The following is a 22,481-nucleotide window of genomic DNA, read 5'->3' as shown; positions in this document are numbered from 1 at the left end:
GGTGACGCAGGAAGGTAGTCCATCCCGGGCGGTGGTTGTCCCGGGGTAAGGGTGTAGCCCGAGTGGTAGGCAAATCCGCCACTCATGCAGGGTGAGACCTGATGCCGAGCCGATTGTGGTGAAGTGGATGATCCTATGCTGTCGAGAAAAGCCTCTAGCGAGTTTCATGGCGGCCCGTACCCTAAACCGACTCAGGTGGTCAGGTAGAGAATACCGAGGCGTTCGGGTGAACTATGGTTAAGGAACTCGGCAAAATGCCCCCGTAACTTCGGGAGAAGGGGGGCCACACCCGGTGATCCGATTTACTCGGTGAGCTGGGGGTGGCCGCAGAGACCAGCGAGAAGCGACTGTTTACTAAAAACACAGGTCCGTGCGAAGCCGTAAGGCGATGTATACGGACTGACGCCTGCCCGGTGCTGGAACGTTAAGGGGACCGGTTAGCTAGGATTCGTCCTGGCGAAGCTGAGAACTTAAGCGCCAGTAAACGGCGGTGGTAACTATAACCATCCTAAGGTAGCGAAATTCCTTGTCGGGTAAGTTCCGACCTGCACGAATGGCGTAACGACTTCTCGACTGTCTCAACCATAGGCCCGGTGAAATTGCACTACGAGTAAAGATGCTCGTTTCGCGCAGCAGGACGGAAAGACCCCGGGACCTTTACTACAGTTTGATATTGGTGTTCGGTTCGGCTTGTGTAGGATAGGTGGGAGACTTTGAAGCGGGCACGCCAGTGTTCGTGGAGTCGTCGTTGAAATACCACTCTGGTCGTGCTGGATGTCTAACCTGGGTCCGTGATCCGGATCAGGGACAGTGTCTGATGGGTAGTTTAACTGGGGCGGTTGCCTCCTAAAGGGTAACGGAGGCGCCCAAAGGTTCCCTCAGCCTGGTTGGCAATCAGGTGTTGAGTGTAAGTGCACAAGGGAGCTTGACTGTGAGACCGACGGGTCGAGCAGGGACGAAAGTCGGGACTAGTGATCCGGCGGTGGCTTGTGGAAGCGCCGTCGCTCAACGGATAAAAGGTACCCCGGGGATAACAGGCTGATCTTCCCCAAGAGTCCATATCGACGGGATGGTTTGGCACCTCGATGTCGGCTCGTCGCATCCTGGGGCTGGAGTCGGTCCCAAGGGTTGGGCTGTTCGCCCATTAAAGCGGTACGCGAGCTGGGTTTAGAACGTCGTGAGACAGTTCGGTCCCTATCCGCTGTGCGCGTAGGAGTCTTGAGAAGGGCTGTCCCTAGTACGAGAGGACCGGGACGGACGAACCTCTGGTGTGCCAGTTGTTCTGCCAAGGGCATGGCTGGTTGGCTACGTTCGGGAGGGATAACCGCTGAAAGCATCTAAGCGGGAAGCCTGCTTCGAGATGAGGACTCCCACCCACTTGATGGGGTAAGGCTCCCAGTAGACGACTGGGTTGATAGGCCGGATATGGAAGCCAGGTAACTGGTGGAGTTGACCGGTACTAATAGGCCGAGGGCTTGTCCTCAGTTGCTCGCGTCCACTGTGTTGGTTCTGAAACCACGAACAGCCGTCGTAGCCGATGTGTTGCGGCTCCGGTTGTCAGTTTCATAGTGTTTCGGTGGTCATAGCGTGAGGGAAACGCCCGGTTACATTCCGAACCCGGAAGCTAAGCCTCACAGCGCCGATGGTACTGCAGGGGGGACCCTGTGGGAGAGTAGGACGCCGCCGAACAATTTTTGGGAAAACCCCCGTGCCATCCGGCACGGGGGTTTTCTGCGTTTAGGGTCTAGAGCATGCGCTATGACCTTGTCATCTTCGACAACGACGGTGTTCTCGTCGACAGTGAGCCGATCTCCAACCGGCATCTGGCGGCCTATCTCACCGAACTGGGGCATCCGACGACGTATGAGGACTCCATTCGGACTACATGGGGTCCGCCATGCATCGGATCCATGAACTGATCGCCGAGCGGACGGGGCAGCGGCTGCCCGAGGAGTTCGACGACGTCTTCCATGCCCGGGTGTTCGCCGCGTTCGAGCAGGAGTTGAAGGCGGTGAGCGGGGCCGACGAGGTGCTGGGGAAGCTGGCCGCGGACGGCGTGCCGTACTGTGTGGCCTCCTCCGGGAGTCATGAGCGGATCCGGGTGGGGCATCGGGTGGCCGGGCTGGGACGGTGGTTCGACGAGGGCCGGATCTTCAGCTCGCAGGACGTCGGGCGGGGGAAGCCGGCGCCGGATCTGTTCCTGTACGCGGCGGAGCGGATGGGCGTGGCGCCGGAGCGTTGTGTCGTCGTCGAGGACAGTCCGCTGGGCGTGCAGGCGGCTGTCGCGGCGGGCATGGACGTGTACGGGTTCACGGCGATGACGCCGGCCGCGAAGCTGGCGGGGGCCACTGGGCTGTTCTCCGACATGGGGGAGCTGGTCGGCCTGCTCGGTTCAAGCTGAGGGAAATTCATCTTTGGCTGGATATACCCAGCCGTACGACAGGGCCCTACGCTCGCCGCCATGACTGATGTGCTGCGGCGCGGCAGGGCCTCGTTGGCGTTCGGTTTCTTCGCTCAGGGTGTCGCGTTCGCGCTGCTCGTCACGCGGATTCCGGCGATCCAGGACCGGTACGGGGTGTCGGACGCGCTGCTGCCGGCGTTCCTCGCGGCCGTGCCGGTGCTGGCCGGGATCGGGAGTGTGGCGACCGAGTGGCTGGTGCGGCGGGTCGCGCCCAGTGCGGTGCTGCGGTGGTCGCAGCCCGTCGTGCTCCTGGCGCTCCTCGGGGTGGGGGCGGGGGAGCGGGTGGGGGAGCTGGCTGTCGCGCTGGGGGTGTTCGGGCTGGCGGTGGGGGCGTTGGACGCCTCGATGAACATGCTCGGGGTGAGCCTGCAGCGGTCGTACGGGCGGAGCATCATGCTCGGCTTTCATGCCGCGTACAGCCTCGGCGGGATTCTGGGAGCCTCGCTGGCGTGGGTGGGGGCGCGGTGGGATCTGGCGCTGTTCGTGTCCTATCTGCCGGTGGTGGGGGTGCTGTTGCCGCTGTGTCTGGTGGGGAGCCGGTGGTACGTCGACGGGGGTGCGGAGCCGGACGGCGGCCGGGCGGGGAAGGGGGAGGCCGGAGGCGGTGGGGTCGCGCTCAAGGCATTGCTTCCGCTGTGTGTGGTCATGACGTTCGCCTATATCGGCGACTCGACCGTCTCCAACTGGAGCGCGAAGTACCTCCAGGACGTGCTGGGGAGTTCCGAGCAACTGGCGACGGTTCCGTACAACGTCTACATGGTGACCACGCTGGTGGGGCGGGCCATCGGGGACCTCGGGGTGCGGCGGCTCGGGGCCGTGGCGGTCGTACGGGGTGGGGCGCTGGTGGCGGCGGTGGGGTTCGCGGTGGTGGCCGGGGCGCCTGGGGCGTGGGCGGGGATGCTCGGGTTCACGCTGGTGGGCGTCGGGCTGTGTGTGCTGGTGCCGCAGACTTTCGCGGCGGCGGGGCGGTTGTTCCCCGGGGCTTCCGATGTAGCCGTCGCGCGCCTGAACGTTTTCAACTATGTGGGGTTTTTGATCGGTTCGCCGTTGGTGGGGGTGTTGGGGGATGCGTTCGGCTACCGGGGGGCGATGCTCGTGCCGATGGTGTTGGTCCTGGTGACGCTCGTGTACGCCCGGTCGTTCGCCGCTCAACCTGACCGATACGGTGGCGGGCATGAGCGGCCGCGCACAGCTGATGTGGGACGAGGCAGTAACGGGGTATGACTTCGGGCCGGGGCATCCGATGGATCCGGTCCGGCTGGCCCTGACCCGGCGACTGATCGAGGCGTTCGGGCTCGACCGGGAGATGGAGGTCGTGGCGGCGAGGCCGGCGGGCGAGTCGACGCTGCGGCTCGTCCACCGCGAGGACTACATCGCTGCCGTGAAGGCGGCATCGGCGGATCCGAAGTCGGCCGACGGGTCGTACGGGCTCGGGACGATGGACGATCCGGCGTTCGCCGGGATGCACGAGGTGTCCTCGCTGATCGCCGGGCTGTCCGTGGGGGCGGCGGAGGCGGTGTGGCGGGGGCAGGCGCTGCACGCGGTGAACTTCGCGGGTGGGTTGCATCATGCGATGCCCGGGAGCGCGGCGGGATTCTGCGTCTACAACGACGCGTCGCTGGCGATCGCGCGGCTGCTGGAGCTGGGGGCCGAGCGGGTCGCGTACGTGGACGTCGACGTGCATCACGGGGACGGGGTGCAGGCGGCGTTCTGGGAGGATCCGCGGGTTCTCACCATCTCGATGCACGAGCATCCCCGGACGTTGTTCCCGCAGACCGGGTGGCCGGAGGAGACGGGGGCGGGGGCCGGGGAGGGCAGCGCCGTGAATCTGGCGTTGCCGGCGGGGACCGGTGACGCGGGGTGGTTGCGCGCGTTCCACGCGGTGGTGCCGGAGCTGATCGCGGACTTCCGGCCGCAGGTGCTGGTGACGCAGCACGGGGCGGATACGCACTTCGAGGATCCGTTGGCGCATCTGGCGGTGTCGCTGGACGCGCAGCGGGCGGTGCAGGTGGCGTGTCATGAGCTGGCGCACGAGTACGCGGACGGGAAGTGGGTGGCGCTCGGGGGTGGGGGGTACGCCGTGGTGGAGGTGGTGCCGCGGTCGTGGACGCATCTCGTGGGGATCGCGGCGGGGCGGGAGATCGCGCCGGAGACGGTGATTCCGGAGAGTTGGCGGCGGGAGGTGTTCGCGCGGACTCGGGAGTTGGGGCCGGCGCGGATGACGGATGGGCGGTGGCCCGTGGCTTGGGGGGACTGGGAGGCGGGGTACGACCCTGCGGATCGGTTGGACCAGGCGGTGCTGGCGGTTCGGCGGGCGGTGTTTCCGTTGCGGGGGTTGTTGGCGTAGGGGGGTTGGGGGGCGCCGGTGTTTTGCGGTGCTCGGCGTGAGGCTTGGTTGAGGTGCCGGTGCTGCTGCCGTGCCCGGCGTGAGGTTTGCTGAGGCGCCGGTGCTCTTGCCGTGCTCGGCGTCGGGACTGGCCGGGGGTGTTCGCGCGGCCCGGCGCTGGCGGGGTGCCGCCGCGCCCACCCGTGCCGCCCTTGGCGGCACGCATGCCCGCGGCTAACCGGCGTAGCGCGCCGGCCTTGGCGACCCGTATGCCACGCGGCTGACCGGCGTAGCCCGGCGTCCTCGGCGGCACGCATGCCCCGCACCGCAGCTGGAGTGGACGCGGTGAGGCGTCCGTGCGGGCGCTGGAGGGGTGCCCGCGGCCTTGAGTCAGCGCGGGCGGGGTGTCCACGGCTGGAGGGGGCGCCGGTGAGGTGTCTGCGGCCTGGTGGGTGGCGGTCCGGCGGCCGGGACTGCGTGAGGTGTCCGCGGTCCGGTGGGTGGCGGCCCGGCGGCCCGAGCTCCGTTACGCCGACCGCGCGGTATTCCTTCATTCGCCGGGTGCGGGAAGGTTTCCTCCGGCACCATCGGCGCATGGTGAGTGGCGGGGTTCTGCGGGAGCACCTGCTGGCCGTGGGGCTGGCCGGGAGGGTGGCCACCGGGCGGGAGGAGAGCCTGCGGAGCTATCGGTTGTTCGCTGCTCGGGATCCTCGGGTCGTGATCGGGGTTGATCCGGTCGGGGCTTGGCAGGTGCCGGATTTGGTCGGGTTGATGGCTGAAAGGTGTGGCGTTTCTGGGGACATGGGGTGCGTTTCGGGTCCGGATCTGATTGATCCCGAGCTGACCGTCGCCGCCCTGGACGCCTTCGCCGAGCGGGTCGGCGCGGCCGCGCGGCGGCGGGCGCCGGTGCTGTTGGGGACCGGGCACCCGCACCGGCTGCTCGGCTTCTACGCCGCCTTGGCGGACGCCCTGTCGGCGGCCGGCTGTGCTGTTCTCACACCGGCGAAGGGTCGCTGTGTCGACATAACGACCCGGTTCGGCCTACGCACGCACAACCTCGACTACGTACGAGGAGTCGCGCTGGTGCGGGAACCCGGTGCCCGTGGCCGCGGTTGTGCGACCGGCGCACACACCCACTCCCCGCTCCCGATTCGTACCGCGCTGGCCGCTGCCGCGGAGGCCGGCGGGCCGCTTCCGGAGCTGGTGATCGGGGACCATGGATGGGTCTGCGGAGCAGGTCAGCTGGGGTTTGAGGCCATTGGGCTGGCTGACACCGACGACCCCGCGCTCTTCGTGGGGCAGGCGGAGGGGTGCGTGGCCGTCGTCGTTCCGGTTGATGACGCTGTGCGGTCTGATTGCTACAGGCCGCTTACCCGCTACGTACTCAATCGAGCGTGTCTGTCACAGTAGGCCGCCGATGGGTGCACCTCTTCCCCACTTGCATCACCCGCCCCTACATTGGGGAGTGAGCACGCAGCGACGAAGAGTCACCGGAAGGGGAAGCCGGTGGCCGTCGAGTGCGGAAGGTTCAGGTGTGTCATGGCTGCAGCTGGCGAGAGGCCTCTGAGTGAGGTTCAGTTCCTTACCGTGGCGGAAGTCGCCTCGGTGATGCGAGTGTCGAAGATGACCGTGTACCGCCTGGTGCACAGCGGTCATCTGCCCGCGATCCGGGTCGGAAGGTCCTTCCGGGTCCCGGAGAACGCGGTTCACGAGTACCTTCGCGACAGCTACGTGGGGGTGGAATCGGCCTGACGGCGATCCGGGGGGATCATCACAGGGCACTTTTCGATCTCCCCGGTCCCCCGATTACGACCTCAGCGCTCGGGCGGGTAGGCTAGCCCCTCGTAGGTCGTGTGGGCCCATGGCGCCCAAACACCGAGTGATGAGAAGTGAGCGAGGGTAGTCGTGGGCTCTGTTATCAAGAAGCGGCGCAAGCGGATGGCCAAGAAGAAGCACCGCAAGCTGCTCAAGCGCACGCGCGTTCAGCGTCGTAACAAGAAGTAAGGCGACGCACCACAACGCTGCGACAGCGTGTCTGTGGCCCTCCACCGTTTCCGGTGGGGGGCCACTCGCGTTTCTCGCGTGTTTTTCTCGCATGTTTTCCGCCGCGTCACGCCTCAGGCGGTCGTCACAGGGCCGCATCGACCCGCTAAGTTGGCCGACAGCGGGGAACGCGGCAGGGTACGAGCGAAGACGCAGGTACGGCAGTACGGCACGTACGAAGGAAGGCGCTGATCTTGGGCAAGGTCGTGCTCGTCACCGGAGTGGCCCGCCCGCTGGGGGGCCGGTTCGTACGGCGCATCCAGCGTGATCCGGAGGTGGACCGGGTCGTCGCCGTGGACGCGGTGCCGCCCGAACACCATCTGGGCGGGGCCGACTACGTCCAGGCGGACATCCGGCAGCCCACGATCGCCCGGGTCCTCGCGGAGACCGGCGCCGACACGGTCGTCCACATGGACGTCACGGCCACCGCGCTGGGCAGCGGCAGCCGGACAACGGTCAAGGAGACCAACGTCATCGGGACGATGCAGCTGCTCGGCGCCTGCCAGAAGTCCCCGTCGGTGCAGCGGCTGGTGGTGAAGTCCAGTACGAACGTGTACGGGTCCGCGCCGCGCGATCCGGCCGTGTTCAGCGAGACCACCCCGCCGAAGTCGCTGCCCAGCGGCGGCTTCGCCAAGGACACCGTCGAGGTCGAGGGGTACGTTCGCGGGTTCGCCCGGCGGCGTCCGGACGTCGCCGTGTGCGTGCTGCGGTTCGCCAACATCCTGGGCCCGAGCGCGGACTCGCCGCTCGCCTCCTACTTCGCGCTGCCGGTGCTGCCGACCGTGTTCGGCTACGACCCGCGGCTGCAGTTCGTGCACGAGGACGACGTCATCCAGGTGCTGCGGCTCGCCTCGCACGAGCCGGCCCGGGGCACCCTCAACAGCGGCACCTTCAACATCGCCGGCGACGGCGTGCTGCTGCTCTCCCAGTGCTCGCGGCGTCTCGGGCGGCCCACGGTGCCGCTGCTGCTGCCCGCGGTGACCTGGGCGGGCTCGCTGGTGCGGACGCTGGGGATGACGGACTTCTCACCCGAGCAGATCCGGCTGCTCACCCATGGCCGGGTGGTGGACACCACCCAGATGCGCGAGACGCTGGGGTTCCGGCCGAAGTACACCAGCGCGGAGACGTTCGCGGACTTCGCCCGGGGGCATGGCCCCGGACTCCTGCCGCCGGAGGCCCTCGCGGGGGCCGTGGACCGGCTCGCCGCGGCGCTGCCCGAGCCGGGCGTCACCCACTACTCCCCGAGCCACCCCCCGACGCACAGCGCCAACTGAGGAGCGCAGCAACGATGGCGGACGCCAAGGTCATTCCGTTCGACGACGACCGGTCCCGCGGGGGCGCCGTGCAGCGGCCGCCGCGGCGCCGGAGTGCGGGGAGCCGGCGCGGCAGCGGGGAGCCGGCGCGGGTGCGTGAGGCCGGCGAGGTCGGCGAGGTCCAGGCCCTGCCGACGCGGGAGGCGGCACCGGAGGACGTACCGGAGGTGCCCGTGGCCCGGGCGGACGGGGACGACGGGAGCCTGGAGCGGCGGATCGCGGGCGGGCTCGCCTTCCTGCGGCGCCGGCTGACCGGGGACTACGAGGTCGACGACTTCGGGTACGACGAGGAGCTGACCGACCAGGTCCTGATGTCGCTGCTGCGGCCGGTGTACGAGAAGTACTTCCGGGTCGAGGTGAAGGGCATCGAGAACATCCCGGCGGAGGGCGGTGCGCTGATCGTCGCCAACCATTCGGGGACACTGCCGCTGGACGGGCTGATGATGCAGGTCGCCGTCCACGACCACCATCCGGCCGGGCGGCATCTGCGGCTGCTCGCCGCCGATCTGGTCTTCGTGCTGCCGGTCGTCAACGAGCTGGCCCGCAAGCTGGGGCACACCCTGGCGTGCGCGGAGGACGCGGAGCGGCTGCTGGCGCAGGGCGAGCTGGTCGGGGTGATGCCGGAGGGCTTCAAAGGCATCGGGAAGCCCTTCAGCGAGCGCTACAAGCTCCAGCGGTTCGGCCGGGGCGGTTTCGTCTCGACGGCGCTGCGGCAGGGCGCTCCGATCATCCCTGCTCGATCGTCGGGGCGGAGGAGATCTACCCGATGATCGGCAACGCGAAGACGCTGGCGCGGCTGCTGGGCTTTCCGTACTTCCCGATCACGCCGACGTTCCCGTGGCTGGGGCCGCTGGGGGCGATCCCGCTGCCGACGAAGTGGACGATCCAGTTCGGGGAGCCGATCCCGACGGACGGGTATCCGGCGGAGGCGGCGGACGATCCGATGCTGATGTTCAACCTGACGGACCAGGTCAGGGAGCAGATCCAGCACACGCTGTACAAGTTGCTGGTGCAGCGGCGCTCGGTGTTCTTCTGAACGAACGGTTCTTCTGAACGAACGGTTCTTCTGAGCGAGTGCTTCTTCTGAGCGAGTGGTCCCCTTGTGAACGCGACGGGGGCGCCCGGTGAAAGGGGCGCCCCCGTCGCGTTCATCGTCCTACTCCGCGTCCTCCGCCTCGATGCCCAGGCCGGGCAGCAGGCCCGGCAGGAGCGGCGGGAGGGTGACGTCGGGTTCGGCGGTCGGCGCCTTGCTCTGCGGAGGGGAGGCGCTGCCGGTGTCCTGCGGCGGGTCGAGCAGGCCGCCGGTGTTGCCGCCGAGCAGGCCGTCGCTCTCGCCGCCGGAGTCGGCGGACTGGCTGGGCCGGCTGCTGCTGCCGGAGTGGCCCGTGTCGGCGGTGCCGCTGCCGCTGCCGGTGCTGGGCGTCGAGGAGCGGCCGGTGCCGGAGGCGCCGGGGGACTGTCCCGCGCCCGGGCTCCGCTGGGTGCCGTCCGTGCCGCCGCCCCGGGCCGGGGGCTGGGGGAGCAGGGACTGCAGCGGGGCGACCTCTTGGTCTATGGCGTCGAAGACCGACGACACCTGTTCGCTGACGTCTCCGAGCTGGAGCGGCAGCTTGTCGCGGAGCGCGCCCCAGGTCTCGCGGTGGGAGCGGGAGAAGGCGGAGAGCGCCTGGATGGGGCCCAGGGACTCGGGGTCGCGCTGGTAGGCCGCGCTGAGCAGCCGGTGGCCTTCGGAGGCGTCGTGCTGCATGCCGGACAGGGCGCGGCGGACCTCGCCCAGGGATTCGTGGTCGAGGTGGCCGCCACGGCCGCGTTCCATCAGCCGACGGGCTTCGTTCAGGCGGGTGGATGCCTGGTCGAGGTACATCTCGCCGCGCTCGTCGTCTCCGTCGGCGAGGTTGAGTTTGAAGTCCTCGATGCCGCGTTTGAGGCCGTAGAGCGAGTCACCGGGCAGGGCGTCCGAGCTGGCAGCGGCGACTCCGCCGAAGGCGCCGGCGGCCACACCCACGCTGAGGCCGCCGGCGGTGAGGCCTTTGGCCAGCCGGGTGCGCGGCCGGAGCTTTCCCAGTGAGGTCGCCCGGTGTGCGCCGCGGGGGCGCCGCTGTTCGGGCACCGAAGGGTTCGCCGCCTGGTCGCCCTCCTGCAGCATGGCCTCCATCGCGGCCACCAGCTGGGCCCGTTGGACGACCTTGACCTCGGGGTCCAGCTCCGGTTTGGGCAGTTCGCCGAGACTGGTCGCGAGGGCCAACAGGCGGCCCTGCTCGGTCGGTTCCGCGGCCACCGGTGCGGAGGCCGCGGACTGCTCGGCCGCCGTGTCCCGGTCGGGCTGCTCCTCCAGAGCCTGGGCGAAGGCGTTCGCCCGCCGGTGCGCCGATACGTTCGCGATCACTGGCGGCACCTCCTCTCGTCATGACGGTCGACTCCCCAGGGGGTCCTGAGGGTTGCACACCCCGGCCACGTCGACACGAACGAGCGATCGGAGACGGCCGGGGAGTGACCACAGGGAGCCTGCATCCCGCACAACGAGCGGCGCGGCACTTGGGTTACGGACGGCGGATGATCGGACCGAGAAGCCAACGGACTTTCACCGATGGTGAGTTGGGGACAGCGGAGTGTGCGGGCGTACGGGGGCTCAGCGCGCGTCGTCCGGGAGCAGCCGGGCGAGGGTGCGTACGGCGCGGTACTGGAGGGTCTTGATGGCGCCCTCGTTCTTGCCCATGACCCGGGCGGTCTCGGCGACGGAGAGGCCCTGGAGGAAGCGGAGCGTCACGCACTCCTGCTGCTGGGGGTTGAGCCGCCGTACGGCGTCGAGGAGGGCGGCGTTGGAGAGGGACTCGAGGACGGACTCCTCGGGGGAGCGCTCGACCTCGTTGGCGTCGAGCATCTCGCCGGTGGTCACTTCGAGCCGGAAGCGGCTCGACTTGAAGTGGTCGGCGACCAGGTTGCGGGCGATGGTGACCAGCCAGGCGCCGAAGTCACGGCCCTGCCAGGTGAACGTGCCGATGCGGCGCAGGGCGCGCAGAAAGGTCTCGCTGGTCAGGTCCTCGGCGGTGGCCTTGCCTCCTACGCGGTAGTAGATGTACCGGTACACGGTGTCGCTGTACTGGTCGTAGAGACGGCCGAAGGCTTCGGCCTCGCCGGCCTGGGCGCGCTCCACGAGGTCCATCATCCGGGCGCTGTCGCTGTCGGCGGCCGGGCGGCGCGCGGTCGCGGCGCCGGTTGAACGTCCTCGTCTGCCGACCGCGGCGCTGCCGTCGGCCAGTGCGTAGCACGGGCCGACGGGCGCGGCGGAGGCGAAGACGGGGACGGCGTACGCGGTGGGGACGAAGTCGCGCAGCAGTCGTTGGACCGTTGCGCGCAGCGTAGCCAGGCCCGAGGCGTCAACCCCGACGTGTGGGTACACGGGACTCCCAGAGGCAGAGCTTCCATCACGTGCAGTGCGGGACCGTTCACCCGTCGTAGCGACGGAGGGGTACCGGTTTGCGTCTGAGGAGAATAACGCTTCGTGCAGGCGCTGCTACGCCCAGTTGCTCAAATCATCGATTACGTCGCTTCTGTAACCGATTGACGCTCACTCGAGTGCCGCAGAGTGACAGGTTCTTGATCGGAAAGGTTCGGGTTCCGGGTGGGTCCGAGGCGTGTTGTGGCCGGGTGCGGGCAGCCGTGACTGGCCGGGCGTCCGGCTGGGTACGACTGGTGGATTGGCCTCGTCGACACGGCGTGTCGGCACGCCCCCGCGGCCGGGCGCGGCTAGGCCCCGTCAACCGGATGGGCGCGAGGCGGGCGCAGGCGGCGCCGACGGGTGGGTGGCTAGGGGGTGTCTCGTCGATCAGGTCGGATCAGGGAGCGGCGGCTGGTGCCGTGCATCGCAAGGCGGAGGAGGGAGCCGATGCGGCGCATCGGGGACAGACGACAACGCGGCGAGGCACGGTGCCAGGCGCCGCGAGCCCGGCATGATCGGCGAGACGCCCCCTAGCGCCGGCGGCGGTGCATCGCGATGGCGGCGGCCGTGCCGCCGGCCACCGCGCCGACGCCCGCCGCGGCCGGGATGCCGACCTTCGCGGCCTTGCGGCCGGTGCGGTAGTCGCGCAGGCGCCAGTCCTTCTCGCGGGCGTGCTTGCGCAGCTTGCTGTCGGGATTGATCGCGTAGGGATGGCCGACGAGCGAGAGCATCGGGATGTCGTTGTGCGAGTCGCTGTAGGCGGCGCAGCGGGAGAGGTCCAGGCCCTCCGCGGCGGCCAGCGCGCGCACCGCCTCCGCCTTCGCCGGGCCGTGCAGGGGCTCGCCGACCAGCTTGCCGGTGTAGACGCCGTCGACGGACTCCGCGACGGTGCCGAGCGCGCCGGTGAGGCCGAGGCGGCGGGCGATCACCGTGGCGATCTCCACCGGGGCGGCGGTGACCAGCCACACCCGCTGGCCGGCGTCCAGGTGGGCCTGGGCCAGCGCCCGGGTGCCCGGCCAGATCCGCTCGGCCATGTACTCGTCGTAGATCTCCTCGCCGATCGACCTCAGCTCGGCGACGCGGTGGCCCTTGACGATGGACAGCGCCGAGTCGCGGGCGTCCTGCATGTGCTCGGGGTCCTCGACGCCGGCCAGCCGGAACCAGGCCTGCTGCCAGGCGAACCGGGCGAGGTCGCGGGTCTCGAAGAACTTGCGCTTGTACAGGCCCCGCCCGAAGTGGAACAGGGCGGCGCCCTGCATGACGGTGTTGTCCAGGTCGAAGAAGGCGGCGGCCTTCTCGTCGCCGGGCACCGGGAACTCCGGCTCCTTGCCGGAGACCTCGGGGGTCTCGGCGAGCTCGGCGGACTTGCGGGCGGCCTCCGCCGAGGCCTCGCCTGCCAACACGCTCCGCGCCGTGGCGGAGCGCCTACGGGGGGTGAGCCATCCGAGAGCGGCCATGGCGTGAGCATAGCCAGTTTGTTCGGGACTTCCGTCCGGGGCGAGGTTGGGAGGTTGTGAACTCTCCGGGTCCGAGCCGTTAAGCGGGGGCTCCGGGCGGGCGAGAATGGCCGGTATGAGTCCCATCTTTCGGCGCAGGGCCGCAGCCGCCCCACAGGACCGTCTGGTCACCCTGATCCGCAAGCCCGGCTGCCATCTGTGTGATGACGCACAGATCGTCATCGAGAAGGTCTGCGGGGAGCTGGGGGTTCCCTGGGAGCAGAAGGACATCACGCAGGACGCTGACCTGCACGATCGCTACTGGGAGCAGATCCCGGTGGTGCTCGTGGACGGGGAGCAGCACACCTTCTGGCGGGTCGGTGAGGAGCGCCTTCGCAAGGCGCTCACGGCTTAGGATCCATGGCTGTTGTGGTCTCGGGGGCGTGGATCGTGAGGAGAGTATTCGGTCGTGACCCCCGTCACGTTGGCCGGGCAAATCGGACACCATCTTTGTGCACGCGTTCACAAAGACATAGCCTGCTTTCGACGGGGCGGTCTGGGGACGCATGACCGCCTGCAGCCCCGCTCTACCCGCAGGAGCACCGTGGCAACTGGCCGAACTCACCGACCGGCGACCCGTAGCCGAGGGATTCCCGAGGCCACCGTCGCCCGGCTTCCGCTGTACCTCCGCGCACTGACCGCGCTCTCCGAGCGCTCCGTGCCGACCGTCTCCTCCGAGGAGCTGGCCGCCGCGGCGGGGGTCAACAGCGCGAAGCTGCGCAAGGACTTCTCGTACCTGGGCTCCTACGGGACGCGTGGCGTGGGCTACGACGTCGAGTATCTCGTGTACCAGATCTCCCGTGAACTCGGCCTCACCCAGGACTGGCCGGTTGTCATCGTCGGTATCGGTAACCTCGGCGCCGCGCTCGCCAACTACGGCGGCTTCGCCTCCCGTGGTTTCCGGGTCGCCGCGCTGATCGACGCCGACCCGGGCATGGCCGGCAAGCCCGTCGCCGGGATCCCCGTGCAGCACACCGACGACCTGGAGAAGATCATCCAGGACAACGGCGTGTCGATCGGCGTGATCGCCACCCCCGCCGGTGCCGCCCAGCAGGTCTGCGACCGGCTCGTGGCCGCCGGGGTCACCTCCATCCTGAACTTCGCGCCGACCGTGCTGTCCGTCCCGGACGGCGTCGACGTGCGCAAGGTGGACCTCTCCATCGAACTCCAGATCCTGGCCTTCCACGAGCAGCGCAAGGCCGGCGAGGAGGCCGCGGGCGAGGCCGCCGTACCCACCGCCGCGAAGCGCGGCGACTCCGCCGACCAGGGACCCGACGGGGACGTACCCGCCGTGATGCCGGCATGAGCCTCCTCGTCGTCGGTCTGAGCCACCGCAGCGCCCCGGTCAGCGTGCTGGAGCGGGCGGCGCTGAACGCGGACGCGCAGATCAAGCTGGCGCAGGACACCGTCGCCGCCGAGCCGGCCACCGAGGCCGCCGTGCTGGCCACCTGCAACCGCATCGAGCTGTACGCCGACGTGGACAAGTTCCACGCCGGTGTCGCCGAGCTGTCCACCCTGCTCGCCCAGCACAGCGGGGTCGGGCTCGACGAGCTCACTCCGTATCTCTATGTGCACTACGAGGACCGGGCCGTCCACCACCTGTTCTCGGTGGCCTGCGGACTGGACTCCATGGTCGTCGGCGAGGGCCAGATCCTCGGCCAGATCAAGGACTCCCTGGCCCGCGCCCAGGAGCTGCACACCGCCGGCCGGCTGATCAACGACCTGTTCCAGCAGGCCCTGCGGGTCGGCAAGCGCGCGCACTCCGAGACCGGCATAGACCGCGCCGGGCAGTCCCTGGTCACCTTCGGGCTGGAGCAGCTGGCCGTCGGCACGCCCGTCGAGGACTGGGCGCGCGGCAAGAAGGCCCTGGTGATCGGCGCCGGGTCGATGTCCTCGCTGGCCGCCGCGACGCTCGCGCGCGTCGGGGTCGCCGAGGTCGTCGTCGCCAACCGCACCCAGGAGCGCGCCGAGCGCCTGGCGCAGATCCTCACCGAGGCCGAGGACACGGACGTGTCGGCCCGCGCGGTACCGATGGACGCGGTGCCGGCCGAGCTGACACGTGCCGACATCGCCGTCTCCTGCACCGGCGCGACCGGTCTGGTGCTCGGCGCCGAGACGGTCGCCGCCGCGGTCGAGGGCCGCACCGGAGCGCCGGCGGCGGACGCCGGCCCGGACCGCCGTACGACGGACAAGGCGGCGGGCGTACGGCCCGCCACCCCGCTGCCGCCCACCAGCGTCGGCACCGAGGACGGATGTCCGCTGGACCTGTCGGCGCCCGGCTTCTCCGTGATGGGCGAGGCCGCCGTGGCCGGGATGGACGCGGCGACGCTGGAGCAGCACGCCGCCTGGGTCGCGGGCGCCCCGGCCGAGCGCCGGGACACCGTCCGGCGGGTGCCCGAGGCGGACGCCGAGCTGATCGGCGCGCTGGCCGCGACGGCCGCGACCGTCGGCCGGATCCCGGAGCGGCGCAAGCCCGAACCCGTGGCGGCCGAGCGCCCCGAGCCCGTGCTCTTCCTGCTCGACCTCGCCATGCCGCGCGACATCGACGCGGCCGTGCACCGGCTGGCCGGGGTGCGGCTGGTCGACATCGAGTCGCTGGCGGAAGCCTCCGCCGACGCCCCGATGGCGGCCGACGTCGACCAGGTCCGCCGTATCGTTTCGGACGAGGTGGCGGCCTTCGGCGCGGCGCTGCGGGCCGCGCACATCACGCCGACCGTCGTCGCGCTGCGCACGATGGCCGCCGATGTGGTCGCCGCGGAGATCGCCCGGCTGGACGGGCGGCTGCCCGGCCTCGACGACAAGCAGCGCGGCGAGATCCGGCAGACCGTGCACCGGGTCGTCGACAAGCTGCTGCACGCGCCGACCGTCCGGGTCAAGCAGCTCGCGGCCGAGCCCGGCGGCGCCGGGTACGCGGACGCGCTGCGCACCCTGTTCGACCTCGACCCGGAGACGGTGGCCTCCGTCTCCCGCGCCGAGGACAGCACCGAGAAGAACCGAGGGCCACGATGAGTGAGAAGGCGCTGAGGCTCGGGACCAGGCGGAGCAAGCTCGCCATGGCCCAGTCCGGGCAGGTCGCGGACGCCGTGAGCCAGGTGACCGGGCGGCCCGTAGAACTGGTCGAGATCACCACGTACGGCGATGTCTCCCGTGAGTCGCTGGCGCAGATCGGCGGCACGGGTGTGTTCGTGACCGCGCTGCGCGACGCGCTGCTGCGGGGCGAGGTCGACTTCGCGGTGCACTCGCTGAAGGACCTGCCGACCGCGCAGCCCGAGGAGCTGGTCATCGCCGCCGTACCGGTGCGCGAGGACCCGCGTGACGTGATCGTCGCCAAGGACGCGCTGAAGTTCACCGACCTGCCGCGCGGCGCGCGCATCGGCACCGGTTCGCCGCGCCGCATGGCGCAGCTGAACGCGTACGCCCGCGCCCACGGACTCGACATCGAGTGCGTGGCGATCCGCGGGAACGTCGACACCCGGATCGGATTCGTCCGGAACGGTGAGCTGGATGCCGTGGTGCTGGCCGCCGCCGGAATGAACCGGATCGGCCGCAGCGAGGAAGTGACCGACTTCCTGTCGGTCGACACCGTTTTGCCCGCCCCCGGCCAGGGGGCACTGGCGATCGAGTGCACCGCGGACAACGCGGACCTCATCGCCGCGCTCGCGGAGCTCGACGACCCGCTCACGCGGGCCGCCGTGACCGCCGAGCGGTCACTGCTCGCCGCCCTGGAGGCCGGCTGCAGCGCCCCGGTGGGCGCGCTGGCCGACCTTCTGGCCGACGGGCAGATTGTCAAGGAAATGCGCCTGCGGGGCGTCGTCGGCACGACCGACGGCACCGCGCTGGTGCAGCTGTCCACCACCGGTCCCGTGCCCCAGACGCACGACCAGGCAGTGGCGCTCGGCCGTGACCTCGCGGACCGGATGCTTGCCCAGGGCGCGGCCGGTCTGATGGGGGAGCGAGCACATTGAGCCCCACCACCCTTCCCGCCGGTCCGGAACACGGGCACGTCACCTTCCTGGGTGCCGGACCCGGAGATCCGGGACTGCTGACACTGCGCGCCGTGGAGGCGCTGGCGAACGCGGACGTCCTCGTCGCCGAGCACGATGTGCTCGACGTCGTACGTGTCCACGCCAGGCCGGGCGTCTCCGTGGTGAACACGGACGCGGACCCCGCGGATCCTTCCGCGGACCAGCGTCCGGGCACGGGCACGCCTCAGCTGACGGTCGTTGACGGCACGTCAACAACCGTCGGGGTCCCCGCAGAACGGGATGCCGCACATCTTGTCATGGAGGCCGCGCGGGGCGGCAGGCGGGTCGTGCGTGCGGTGTCCGGCGACCCCGGACTCGACGCGTACGCCGCCGAGGAGATGCTCGCCTGCGCCGCCGCCGGGGTGCCCTTCGAGGTGGTGCCCGGCGTCGCCGCCGCCGTCGGCGTGCCCGCGTACGCCGGTGTGCCGCTGCGTGACGCGCAGGGCGCGGACGTGCGGTTCGTGGACGCGCGCACGGCATCGGACCGGTGCTGGACGGAGGTCGGCGCGTCCGATGGGACCGTGGTCGTGTCGACGACGCTCGACTCCGTGGCCGCGGCGGCGGGAGAGCTGGTGGCCGCGGGCCGCAAGCCCGATACGCCGCTGACGGTGACGGTCGCCGGTACGACGACCCGGCAGCGCACCTGGACCGCCACCCTCGGCACCATCGCCCAGACGCTGAAGCAGGCCAAGGTGCTGCCCTCGCCCGAGGGCGGCCGGCCGGTGATAGCCGTGGTCGGTGAGCGTTCCGCCGCCGCCCAGCGCGACCAGCTGTCGTGGTTCGAGTCCAAGCCGCTGTTCGGCTGGAAGGTGCTCGTGCCGCGTACGAAGGAGCAGGCGGCGTCGCTCTCCGACCAGCTGCGGTCCTACGGTGCCGTGCCGCACGAGGTGCCGACCATCGCGGTCGAGCCGCCGCGCACGCCCCAGCAGATGGAACGGGCGGTCAAGGGTCTGGTGACCGGCCGCTACGAGTGGATCGCCTTCACGTCGGTCAACGCGGTGAAGGCCGTCCGGGAGAAGTTCGAGGAGTACGGGCTCGACGCCCGTGCCTTCGCCGGGATCAAGGTCGCCGCGGTCGGCGAGCAGACCGCGAAGGCGCTGATCGCCTTCGGCGTGAAGCCGGACCTGGTGCCGAGCGGCGAGCAGTCGGCCGCGGGCCTGCTGGAGGACTGGCCGCCGTACGACCCCGTGTTCGACCCGATCGACCGGGTCTTCCTGCCGCGTGCCGACATCGCGACCGAGACGCTCGTCGCCGGGCTCATCGAGCTGGGCTGGGAGGTCGACGACGTCACCGCCTACCGGACCGTGCGCGCCTCGCCGCCGCCGGCGGAGACGCGTGAGGCGATCAAGGGCGGCGGGTTCGACGCGGTGCTGTTCACGTCGTCGTCGACCGTGCGGAACCTGGTCGGCATCGCCGGCAAGCCGCACAACGTGACGGTGATCGCCTGTATCGGCCCGGCCACGGCGAAGACCGCCGAGGAGCACGGGCTGCGGGTCGACGTCATGGCGCCCGAGCCGTCCGTCCACAAGCTGGCCGAGGCGCTGGCCGCGTTCGGGATGCGGCGGCGCGAGGCGGCGCTGGAGGCCGGGGACCCGGTGACCCGGCCGAGCGAGCGGCGGCCGGGGGCGCGGCGGCGGCGGTCCACGACCTAGGGGGTGTCTCGTCGATCAGGCCGGATCAGGGAGCGGCGTCTGGTGCCGTGCATCGCAAGGCGGAGAAGGGAGCCGATGCGGCGCATCGGCGAGTGACGACAACGCGGCGAGGCGCGGTGCCAGACGCCGCGAGCCCGGCATGATCGGCGAGACGTCCCCTAGGGCCGGGTCCCGAGGAGCCGGATGCCTGACCGAGGTTGCGTGACAGCTCGTGGTGGCTGTCGCGCAACCCGGCGTGGCGCGGTGCCGGACGCCGCTGCCGATGCCCGGTGCCGGATGTTCGCCGCGGGTTGTCCGCTGCCGGGTGTCCGTTGTCGGTTGTTCGCTGCCGACGTCGCGTCGGCAAAGGTGCCGGCGGGGCGGGCGTAGCGTTAGGGGCATGACGAAGTACGGATCCTTCCCCGGGACACGTCCGCGTCGGCTGCGTACGAGCCCCGTCATGCGGCGCATGGTCGCCGAGACCCGGCTGCATCCGGCCGACTTCATCCTGCCCGCGTTCGTGCGGGAGGGTGTGAGCGAGCCGGTTCCGATCGCCGCGATGCCGGGGGTCGTCCAGCACACGCGGGACAGTCTCAAGAAGGCCGCCGCCGAGGCGGTGGAGGCCGGGATCTCCGGGATCATGCTGTTCGGCGTGCCGGAGGAGGCCAAGAAGGACGCGGTCGGGACCCCGGGGACCGACCCCGACGGGATTCTGCAGGTCGCCATCCGCGACGTGCGGGCCGAGGTCGGGGACGAACTGCTCGTCATGTCCGACCTGTGCCTCGACGAGACCACGGATCACGGGCACTGCGGAGTGCTCGACGAGCACGGCCGCGTCGACAACGACGCAACCCTCGAGCGGTACGCCGAGATGGCGCAGGTCCAGGCCGACGCCGGGGCCCACGTGGTCGGCCCCAGCGGGATGATGGACGGCCAGATCGGCGTCATCCGTGACGCGCTCGACCAGATCGGCCGTGAGGACGTCGCCGTCCTCGCGTACACCGCGAAGTACGCCTCCGCCTTCTACGGCCCCTTCCGGGAGGCCGTCGGGTCCTCGCTCCAGGGCGACCGCAAGACCTACCAGCAGGACCCGGCCAACGTGCGCGAGTCGCTGCGCGAGCTCGCCCTCGACCTGGAGGAGGGGGCGGACCTGGTGATGGTCAAGCCCGCCGGCCCCTACCTCGACATCCTCGCGCGGGTCGCGGACGCGGTGGACGTGCCGGTCGCCGCCTACCAGATCTCCGGCGAGTACTCGATGATCGAGGCCGCCGCCGAGAAGGGCTGGATCGACCGGGACCGGGCCATTCTGGAGGCGCTGACCGGCATCAAGCGGGCCGGCGCGCGCAACATCCTCACCTACTGGGCCACCGAGGTGGCCCGCAAGCTGGACTGACGCCCCCGGCCCGGGGCCGGGGTCAGTTCAGGGCGGCCTCCATCGAGGACTGCCAGTACGTCACCGCCAGAGAGCTGTCGTAGTAGAGGCCGTCGGCGGGCAGCGACGGGGTCGCGGCGGCGCCTCCGTCGCTGTTCGGCGTGCCGCCCTGGAAGGCGACGGTCAGCTTGTGGCCGGTCGTGCCGCCGTCGCCGCTGCCGTCCGCCGCGGAGAGCCGCACGCCCGCGTAGCCGGACTCGCCGGGGGCGAGCGTCGGCACCGCCTGCGGCTTGGTCCCCGCCATGGCCTGCGGCACCCACTGCATCTCGTCGAATCGGAGCACCGGGTAGTACATCAGGCTGCACGGCTCGGAGCCGGTGTTGGTGACCGTGAGCAGCATGTGGTTCAGGGGGCGCGGGACGGGCTGCGCGGTGACCTTGGTGTTGGAGCCGTTGCAGATCGTGCGCACCGGGCCGTCGTCGCCATCGGCGGCGGGGCTGGGGGTGGCGGCAGGCGTCTGCTTCGGGGTGTTCTCCGGCTGTCCGGGCTTCGTCGCGTCCGGGGCCTCCTGCGTCGCCTCCGGCGCCTTTGCGGTGCCCGACGGTCCCGACGTGGCCGACGGGTTCGCCGTCGAGGCCGGCGCCGACGCGCCCTCGTCCCGTGCTCCCGTGCCGTTCTCGCAAGCGGTGAGCGCGAGGGCGGTGAGGGCGGCGCCGGTGGCGGCGAGGACACGGGTGCGGCGGAAGATACGCATGGCTGATTCCTTTGCATGCAGGTGAGTTGAGGCGAGCCGCTCGACCGGGTGCCGGGAGCGGCGTGCTTGGATGACTGAAGCCTGCGCGGCGATCCGTCCCGGCTGCCAGACCCGGCGGACTTTCAGGGACGCTGGAACGCTCGCAACGGCTCTGACCTGGGGGAACGGCCATTCCCTGGAACGCGGGAATGGGACATGGGGGAGCGGAGGAACGGTGTCGGAGGACTTCGCGGCGCTGCTGCGCGAGCTGAAGGAGCGCTCGGGGCTCAGCTACGGGACGCTCGCCAAACGGCTGCACATGAGCACGTCGACACTGCACCGGTACTGCAACGGGGACGCCGTCCCGGCCGACTACGCGCCCGTGGAGCGGCTGGCCCGCGCCTGCAAGGCGTCACCGCAGGAACTGGTCGAGCTGCACCGGCGCTGGGTGCTGGCGGACGCGGCCCGGGGGCGCAAGGCGGCTCCGGCCGAGGTACGGCAGCCGGAGCGGCCGACGGGCGTCGAGCGGACCGCGAGCGCCGAGCGGCCTGCGAGCGGCGAGCAGCCTGCGAGCGTCGCGGAGCCGGTGCCTGTCGGGGAGCCCGCGCGCGTCGCGGAACCCCCGAGCGGCGAGCAGCCGTCCGCGCCGAGCGCCGAGCGCACTTCGGTCGCGGAGGAGCCGTCGCGGCCGAGTGCCGAGCGGCCTCGCTCCCGTCGCCGTACCGCGCTCCTCGCGGGGGTGTCCGTGGCCGCCGTGCTCGGTGCCGTCGTGCTCGCCGTGAGTCTGCCGACCGGGGACGCGGACGACGGGCGGGGCAGCTCCGTCGGTGCCGCCTCGTCCGCCGACGGTGGGGCGCGGGTGTCCGCGGAGCCGTCCGGCACCGCCTCGCCCTCGGCGTCCCGCTCCGCCGGGGAGAAGGACGGCCGCGAGAAGAAGGACAAGCCGGCCGCCTCGGGCGGCTCCAGCCCGTCCGCGAGCGCCGGTTCCGGCGCCGGTGCCGCGCCCGCGCAGGGCGACGAGCCCGCGTCCGGCGTCCCGCTCACCGTCGTCACCCGCCCGTACGCCTGGGAAAGCCCGTGCTCCCAGCACTATCTGATCGACAGTCCTCCGGACGCGGTGCATCCGCCGCCGACGGAGCAGGACGCGCCCGCCTGGGTCGCGGCGGAGCGGGCGGTGTCGTCGGGTGAGCAGTATGTGACGCTCACCGTGCAGGGCACCGGCGCGGAGACGGTCGTCCTCGACAGCCTGAAGGTGCGGGTGGTGGGCCGGGGCGCGCCGCTGCCCTGGAACGACTACGCGATGGGCGTCGGCTGCGGCGGGAGCGTGCCGAAGCGGCCGTTCACCATCGCGCTGGACGCGGCACGGCCGACGGTCGAGGCCGTGGCGGGCGGCCGGGACTTCCCGCTGAAGGTGAGCGAGTCGGACCCGGAGGCCATCCACATCACGGCCGACGCCTCGGCGTACGACGTGCGGTGGTACCTGGAACTGGCCTGGAGCAGCGGATCGCGCAGCGGCACGCTGCGGATCGACGACGAGGGCAAGCCGTTCCGCACCAGCGGCAACAACGGCCGTCCCGCGTACGACTTTCCGCTGGGCGGCTCCGGCTGGGGCGAGGCGGCGGTGGAGAACGGGGAGTAGGCG

The 22,481-nt window shown here is 70.7% G+C and carries 17 protein-coding genes, 2 rRNA genes and 2 pseudogenes (1 of these 21 only partly in view); 17 read left to right on the top strand and 4 right to left on the bottom strand.

Features of this window, described 5'->3' with window-relative positions; translation table 11 throughout:
- From ACSU6L_RS16275 to ACSU6L_RS16230, 10 genes and pseudogenes are all read left to right on the top strand, one after another.
- A 23S ribosomal RNA gene (locus ACSU6L_RS16275) occupies positions 1 to 1,483 on the top strand; it begins 1,639 nt to the left of the window's first position.
- Positions 1,484 to 1,572: 89 nt separating this feature from the next.
- Positions 1,573 to 1,689 (top strand): 5S ribosomal RNA (gene rrf / locus ACSU6L_RS16270).
- Positions 1,690 to 1,751: 62 nt separating this feature from the next.
- A pseudogene (locus ACSU6L_RS16265) lies at positions 1,752 to 2,401 on the top strand (HAD family hydrolase).
- Positions 2,402 to 2,461: 60 nt separating this feature from the next.
- Complete coding sequence (locus tag ACSU6L_RS16260; protein ID WP_437057515.1) at positions 2,462 to 3,685, top strand: MFS transporter; 1,224 nt, start codon at positions 2,462 to 2,464, stop codon at positions 3,683 to 3,685.
- Positions 3,636 to 4,808, top strand: coding sequence for an acetoin utilization protein AcuC (locus ACSU6L_RS16255; RefSeq protein ID WP_437064918.1), 1,173 nt, complete (start codon positions 3,636 to 3,638; stop codon positions 4,806 to 4,808). The genes ACSU6L_RS16260 and ACSU6L_RS16255 overlap by 50 nt, the downstream gene beginning before the upstream one ends.
- 573 nt (positions 4,809 to 5,381) lie before the next feature.
- Positions 5,382 to 6,197 (top strand): phosphatase, encoded by an 816-nt coding sequence (locus tag ACSU6L_RS16250; RefSeq protein ID WP_437057513.1) that lies wholly within the window; start codon positions 5,382 to 5,384, stop codon positions 6,195 to 6,197.
- Positions 6,198 to 6,326: 129 nt separating this feature from the next.
- The gene (locus ACSU6L_RS16245) at positions 6,327 to 6,539 is read left to right on the top strand and encodes a helix-turn-helix domain-containing protein (protein WP_158074536.1); all 213 of its coding nucleotides are present in this window, start codon (positions 6,327 to 6,329) and stop codon (positions 6,537 to 6,539) included.
- Positions 6,540 to 6,692: 153 nt separating this feature from the next.
- A complete protein-coding gene (locus ACSU6L_RS16240; protein ID WP_003948845.1) occupies positions 6,693 to 6,791 on the top strand; it encodes a 30S ribosomal protein bS22 in 99 nt (32 codons plus the stop codon).
- Positions 6,792 to 7,024: 233 nt separating this feature from the next.
- Entirely contained in the window at positions 7,025 to 8,104 is a 1,080-nt protein-coding gene (locus tag ACSU6L_RS16235) for an NAD-dependent epimerase/dehydratase family protein (protein WP_437057512.1), read from the top strand.
- 14 nt (positions 8,105 to 8,118) lie between these two features.
- A pseudogene (locus tag ACSU6L_RS16230) lies at positions 8,119 to 9,179 on the top strand (lysophospholipid acyltransferase family protein).
- Positions 9,180 to 9,299: 120 nt separating this feature from the next.
- Here ACSU6L_RS16230 and ACSU6L_RS16225 read toward each other — a convergent pair.
- The 3 genes from ACSU6L_RS16225 to ACSU6L_RS16215 form a co-directional block, all read right to left on the bottom strand.
- Positions 9,300 to 10,529: a DUF5667 domain-containing protein gene (locus tag ACSU6L_RS16225; RefSeq protein WP_437057510.1), complete on the bottom strand. Its 1,230-nt coding sequence runs from the start codon at positions 10,527 to 10,529 to the stop codon at positions 9,300 to 9,302.
- 243 nt (positions 10,530 to 10,772) lie between these two features.
- Entirely contained in the window at positions 10,773 to 11,543 is a 771-nt protein-coding gene (locus tag ACSU6L_RS16220) for an ECF subfamily RNA polymerase sigma factor, BldN family (protein ID WP_073940730.1), read from the bottom strand.
- A 569-nt stretch (positions 11,544 to 12,112) separates the two neighbouring features.
- Positions 12,113 to 13,039, bottom strand: a complete 927-nt coding sequence (locus ACSU6L_RS16215) for an HAD family hydrolase (protein ID WP_437057507.1) — start codon at positions 13,037 to 13,039, stop codon at positions 12,113 to 12,115.
- 106 nt (positions 13,040 to 13,145) lie between these two features.
- Here ACSU6L_RS16215 and ACSU6L_RS16210 point away from each other — a divergent pair, with 106 nt between their 5' ends.
- The 6 genes from ACSU6L_RS16210 (at position 13,146) to hemB (ending at position 20,127) form a co-directional block, all read left to right on the top strand.
- Positions 13,146 to 13,433: a glutaredoxin family protein gene (locus ACSU6L_RS16210; RefSeq protein ID WP_437057505.1), complete on the top strand. Its 288-nt coding sequence runs from the start codon at positions 13,146 to 13,148 to the stop codon at positions 13,431 to 13,433.
- A 189-nt stretch (positions 13,434 to 13,622) separates the two neighbouring features.
- On the top strand, positions 13,623 to 14,384 hold the full coding sequence (locus tag ACSU6L_RS16205; protein ID WP_073940727.1) for a redox-sensing transcriptional repressor Rex: 762 nt from the start codon (positions 13,623 to 13,625) through the stop codon (positions 14,382 to 14,384).
- The gene (locus ACSU6L_RS16200; protein WP_437057503.1) at positions 14,381 to 16,087 is read left to right on the top strand and encodes a glutamyl-tRNA reductase; all 1,707 of its coding nucleotides are present in this window, start codon (positions 14,381 to 14,383) and stop codon (positions 16,085 to 16,087) included. The genes ACSU6L_RS16205 and ACSU6L_RS16200 overlap by 4 nt, the downstream gene beginning before the upstream one ends.
- Positions 16,084 to 17,043: a hydroxymethylbilane synthase gene (hemC, locus tag ACSU6L_RS16195; RefSeq protein ID WP_437057501.1), complete on the top strand. Its 960-nt coding sequence runs from the start codon at positions 16,084 to 16,086 to the stop codon at positions 17,041 to 17,043. Before ACSU6L_RS16200 ends, hemC begins: the two co-directional genes overlap by 4 nt.
- On the top strand, positions 17,040 to 18,755 hold the full coding sequence (locus ACSU6L_RS16190) for a uroporphyrinogen-III synthase (RefSeq protein WP_437057499.1): 1,716 nt from the start codon (positions 17,040 to 17,042) through the stop codon (positions 18,753 to 18,755). Before hemC ends, ACSU6L_RS16190 begins: the two co-directional genes overlap by 4 nt.
- 379 nt (positions 18,756 to 19,134) lie before the next feature.
- Positions 19,135 to 20,127 (top strand): porphobilinogen synthase, encoded by a 993-nt coding sequence (hemB, locus tag ACSU6L_RS16185; RefSeq protein WP_437057497.1) that lies wholly within the window; start codon positions 19,135 to 19,137, stop codon positions 20,125 to 20,127.
- Between the two features lie 22 nt (positions 20,128 to 20,149).
- Here the strand turns inward: hemB and ACSU6L_RS16180 are convergent, their stop codons facing one another.
- Positions 20,150 to 20,860 carry a DUF4232 domain-containing protein gene (locus ACSU6L_RS16180; RefSeq protein WP_437057495.1) on the bottom strand — a complete coding sequence of 237 codons (711 nt, stop codon included), beginning with the start codon at positions 20,858 to 20,860 and terminating at the stop codon, positions 20,150 to 20,152.
- A gap of 214 nt (positions 20,861 to 21,074) precedes the next feature.
- On the opposite strand from ACSU6L_RS16180, the gene ACSU6L_RS16175 reads away from it, so the two are divergent.
- Complete coding sequence (locus tag ACSU6L_RS16175; RefSeq protein ID WP_437057493.1) at positions 21,075 to 22,478, top strand: helix-turn-helix domain-containing protein; 1,404 nt, start codon at positions 21,075 to 21,077, stop codon at positions 22,476 to 22,478.
- The last annotated feature ends 3 nt before the right edge of the window (positions 22,479 to 22,481 follow it).

The organism is Streptomyces sp. enrichment culture, from assembly GCF_964272855.1.
GTDB lineage: Bacteria > Actinomycetota > Actinomycetes > Streptomycetales > Streptomycetaceae > Streptomyces.
The sequence above is the reverse complement of the archived record's forward strand: the minus strand, read 5'-3'. Positions and strand labels throughout refer to the sequence as shown.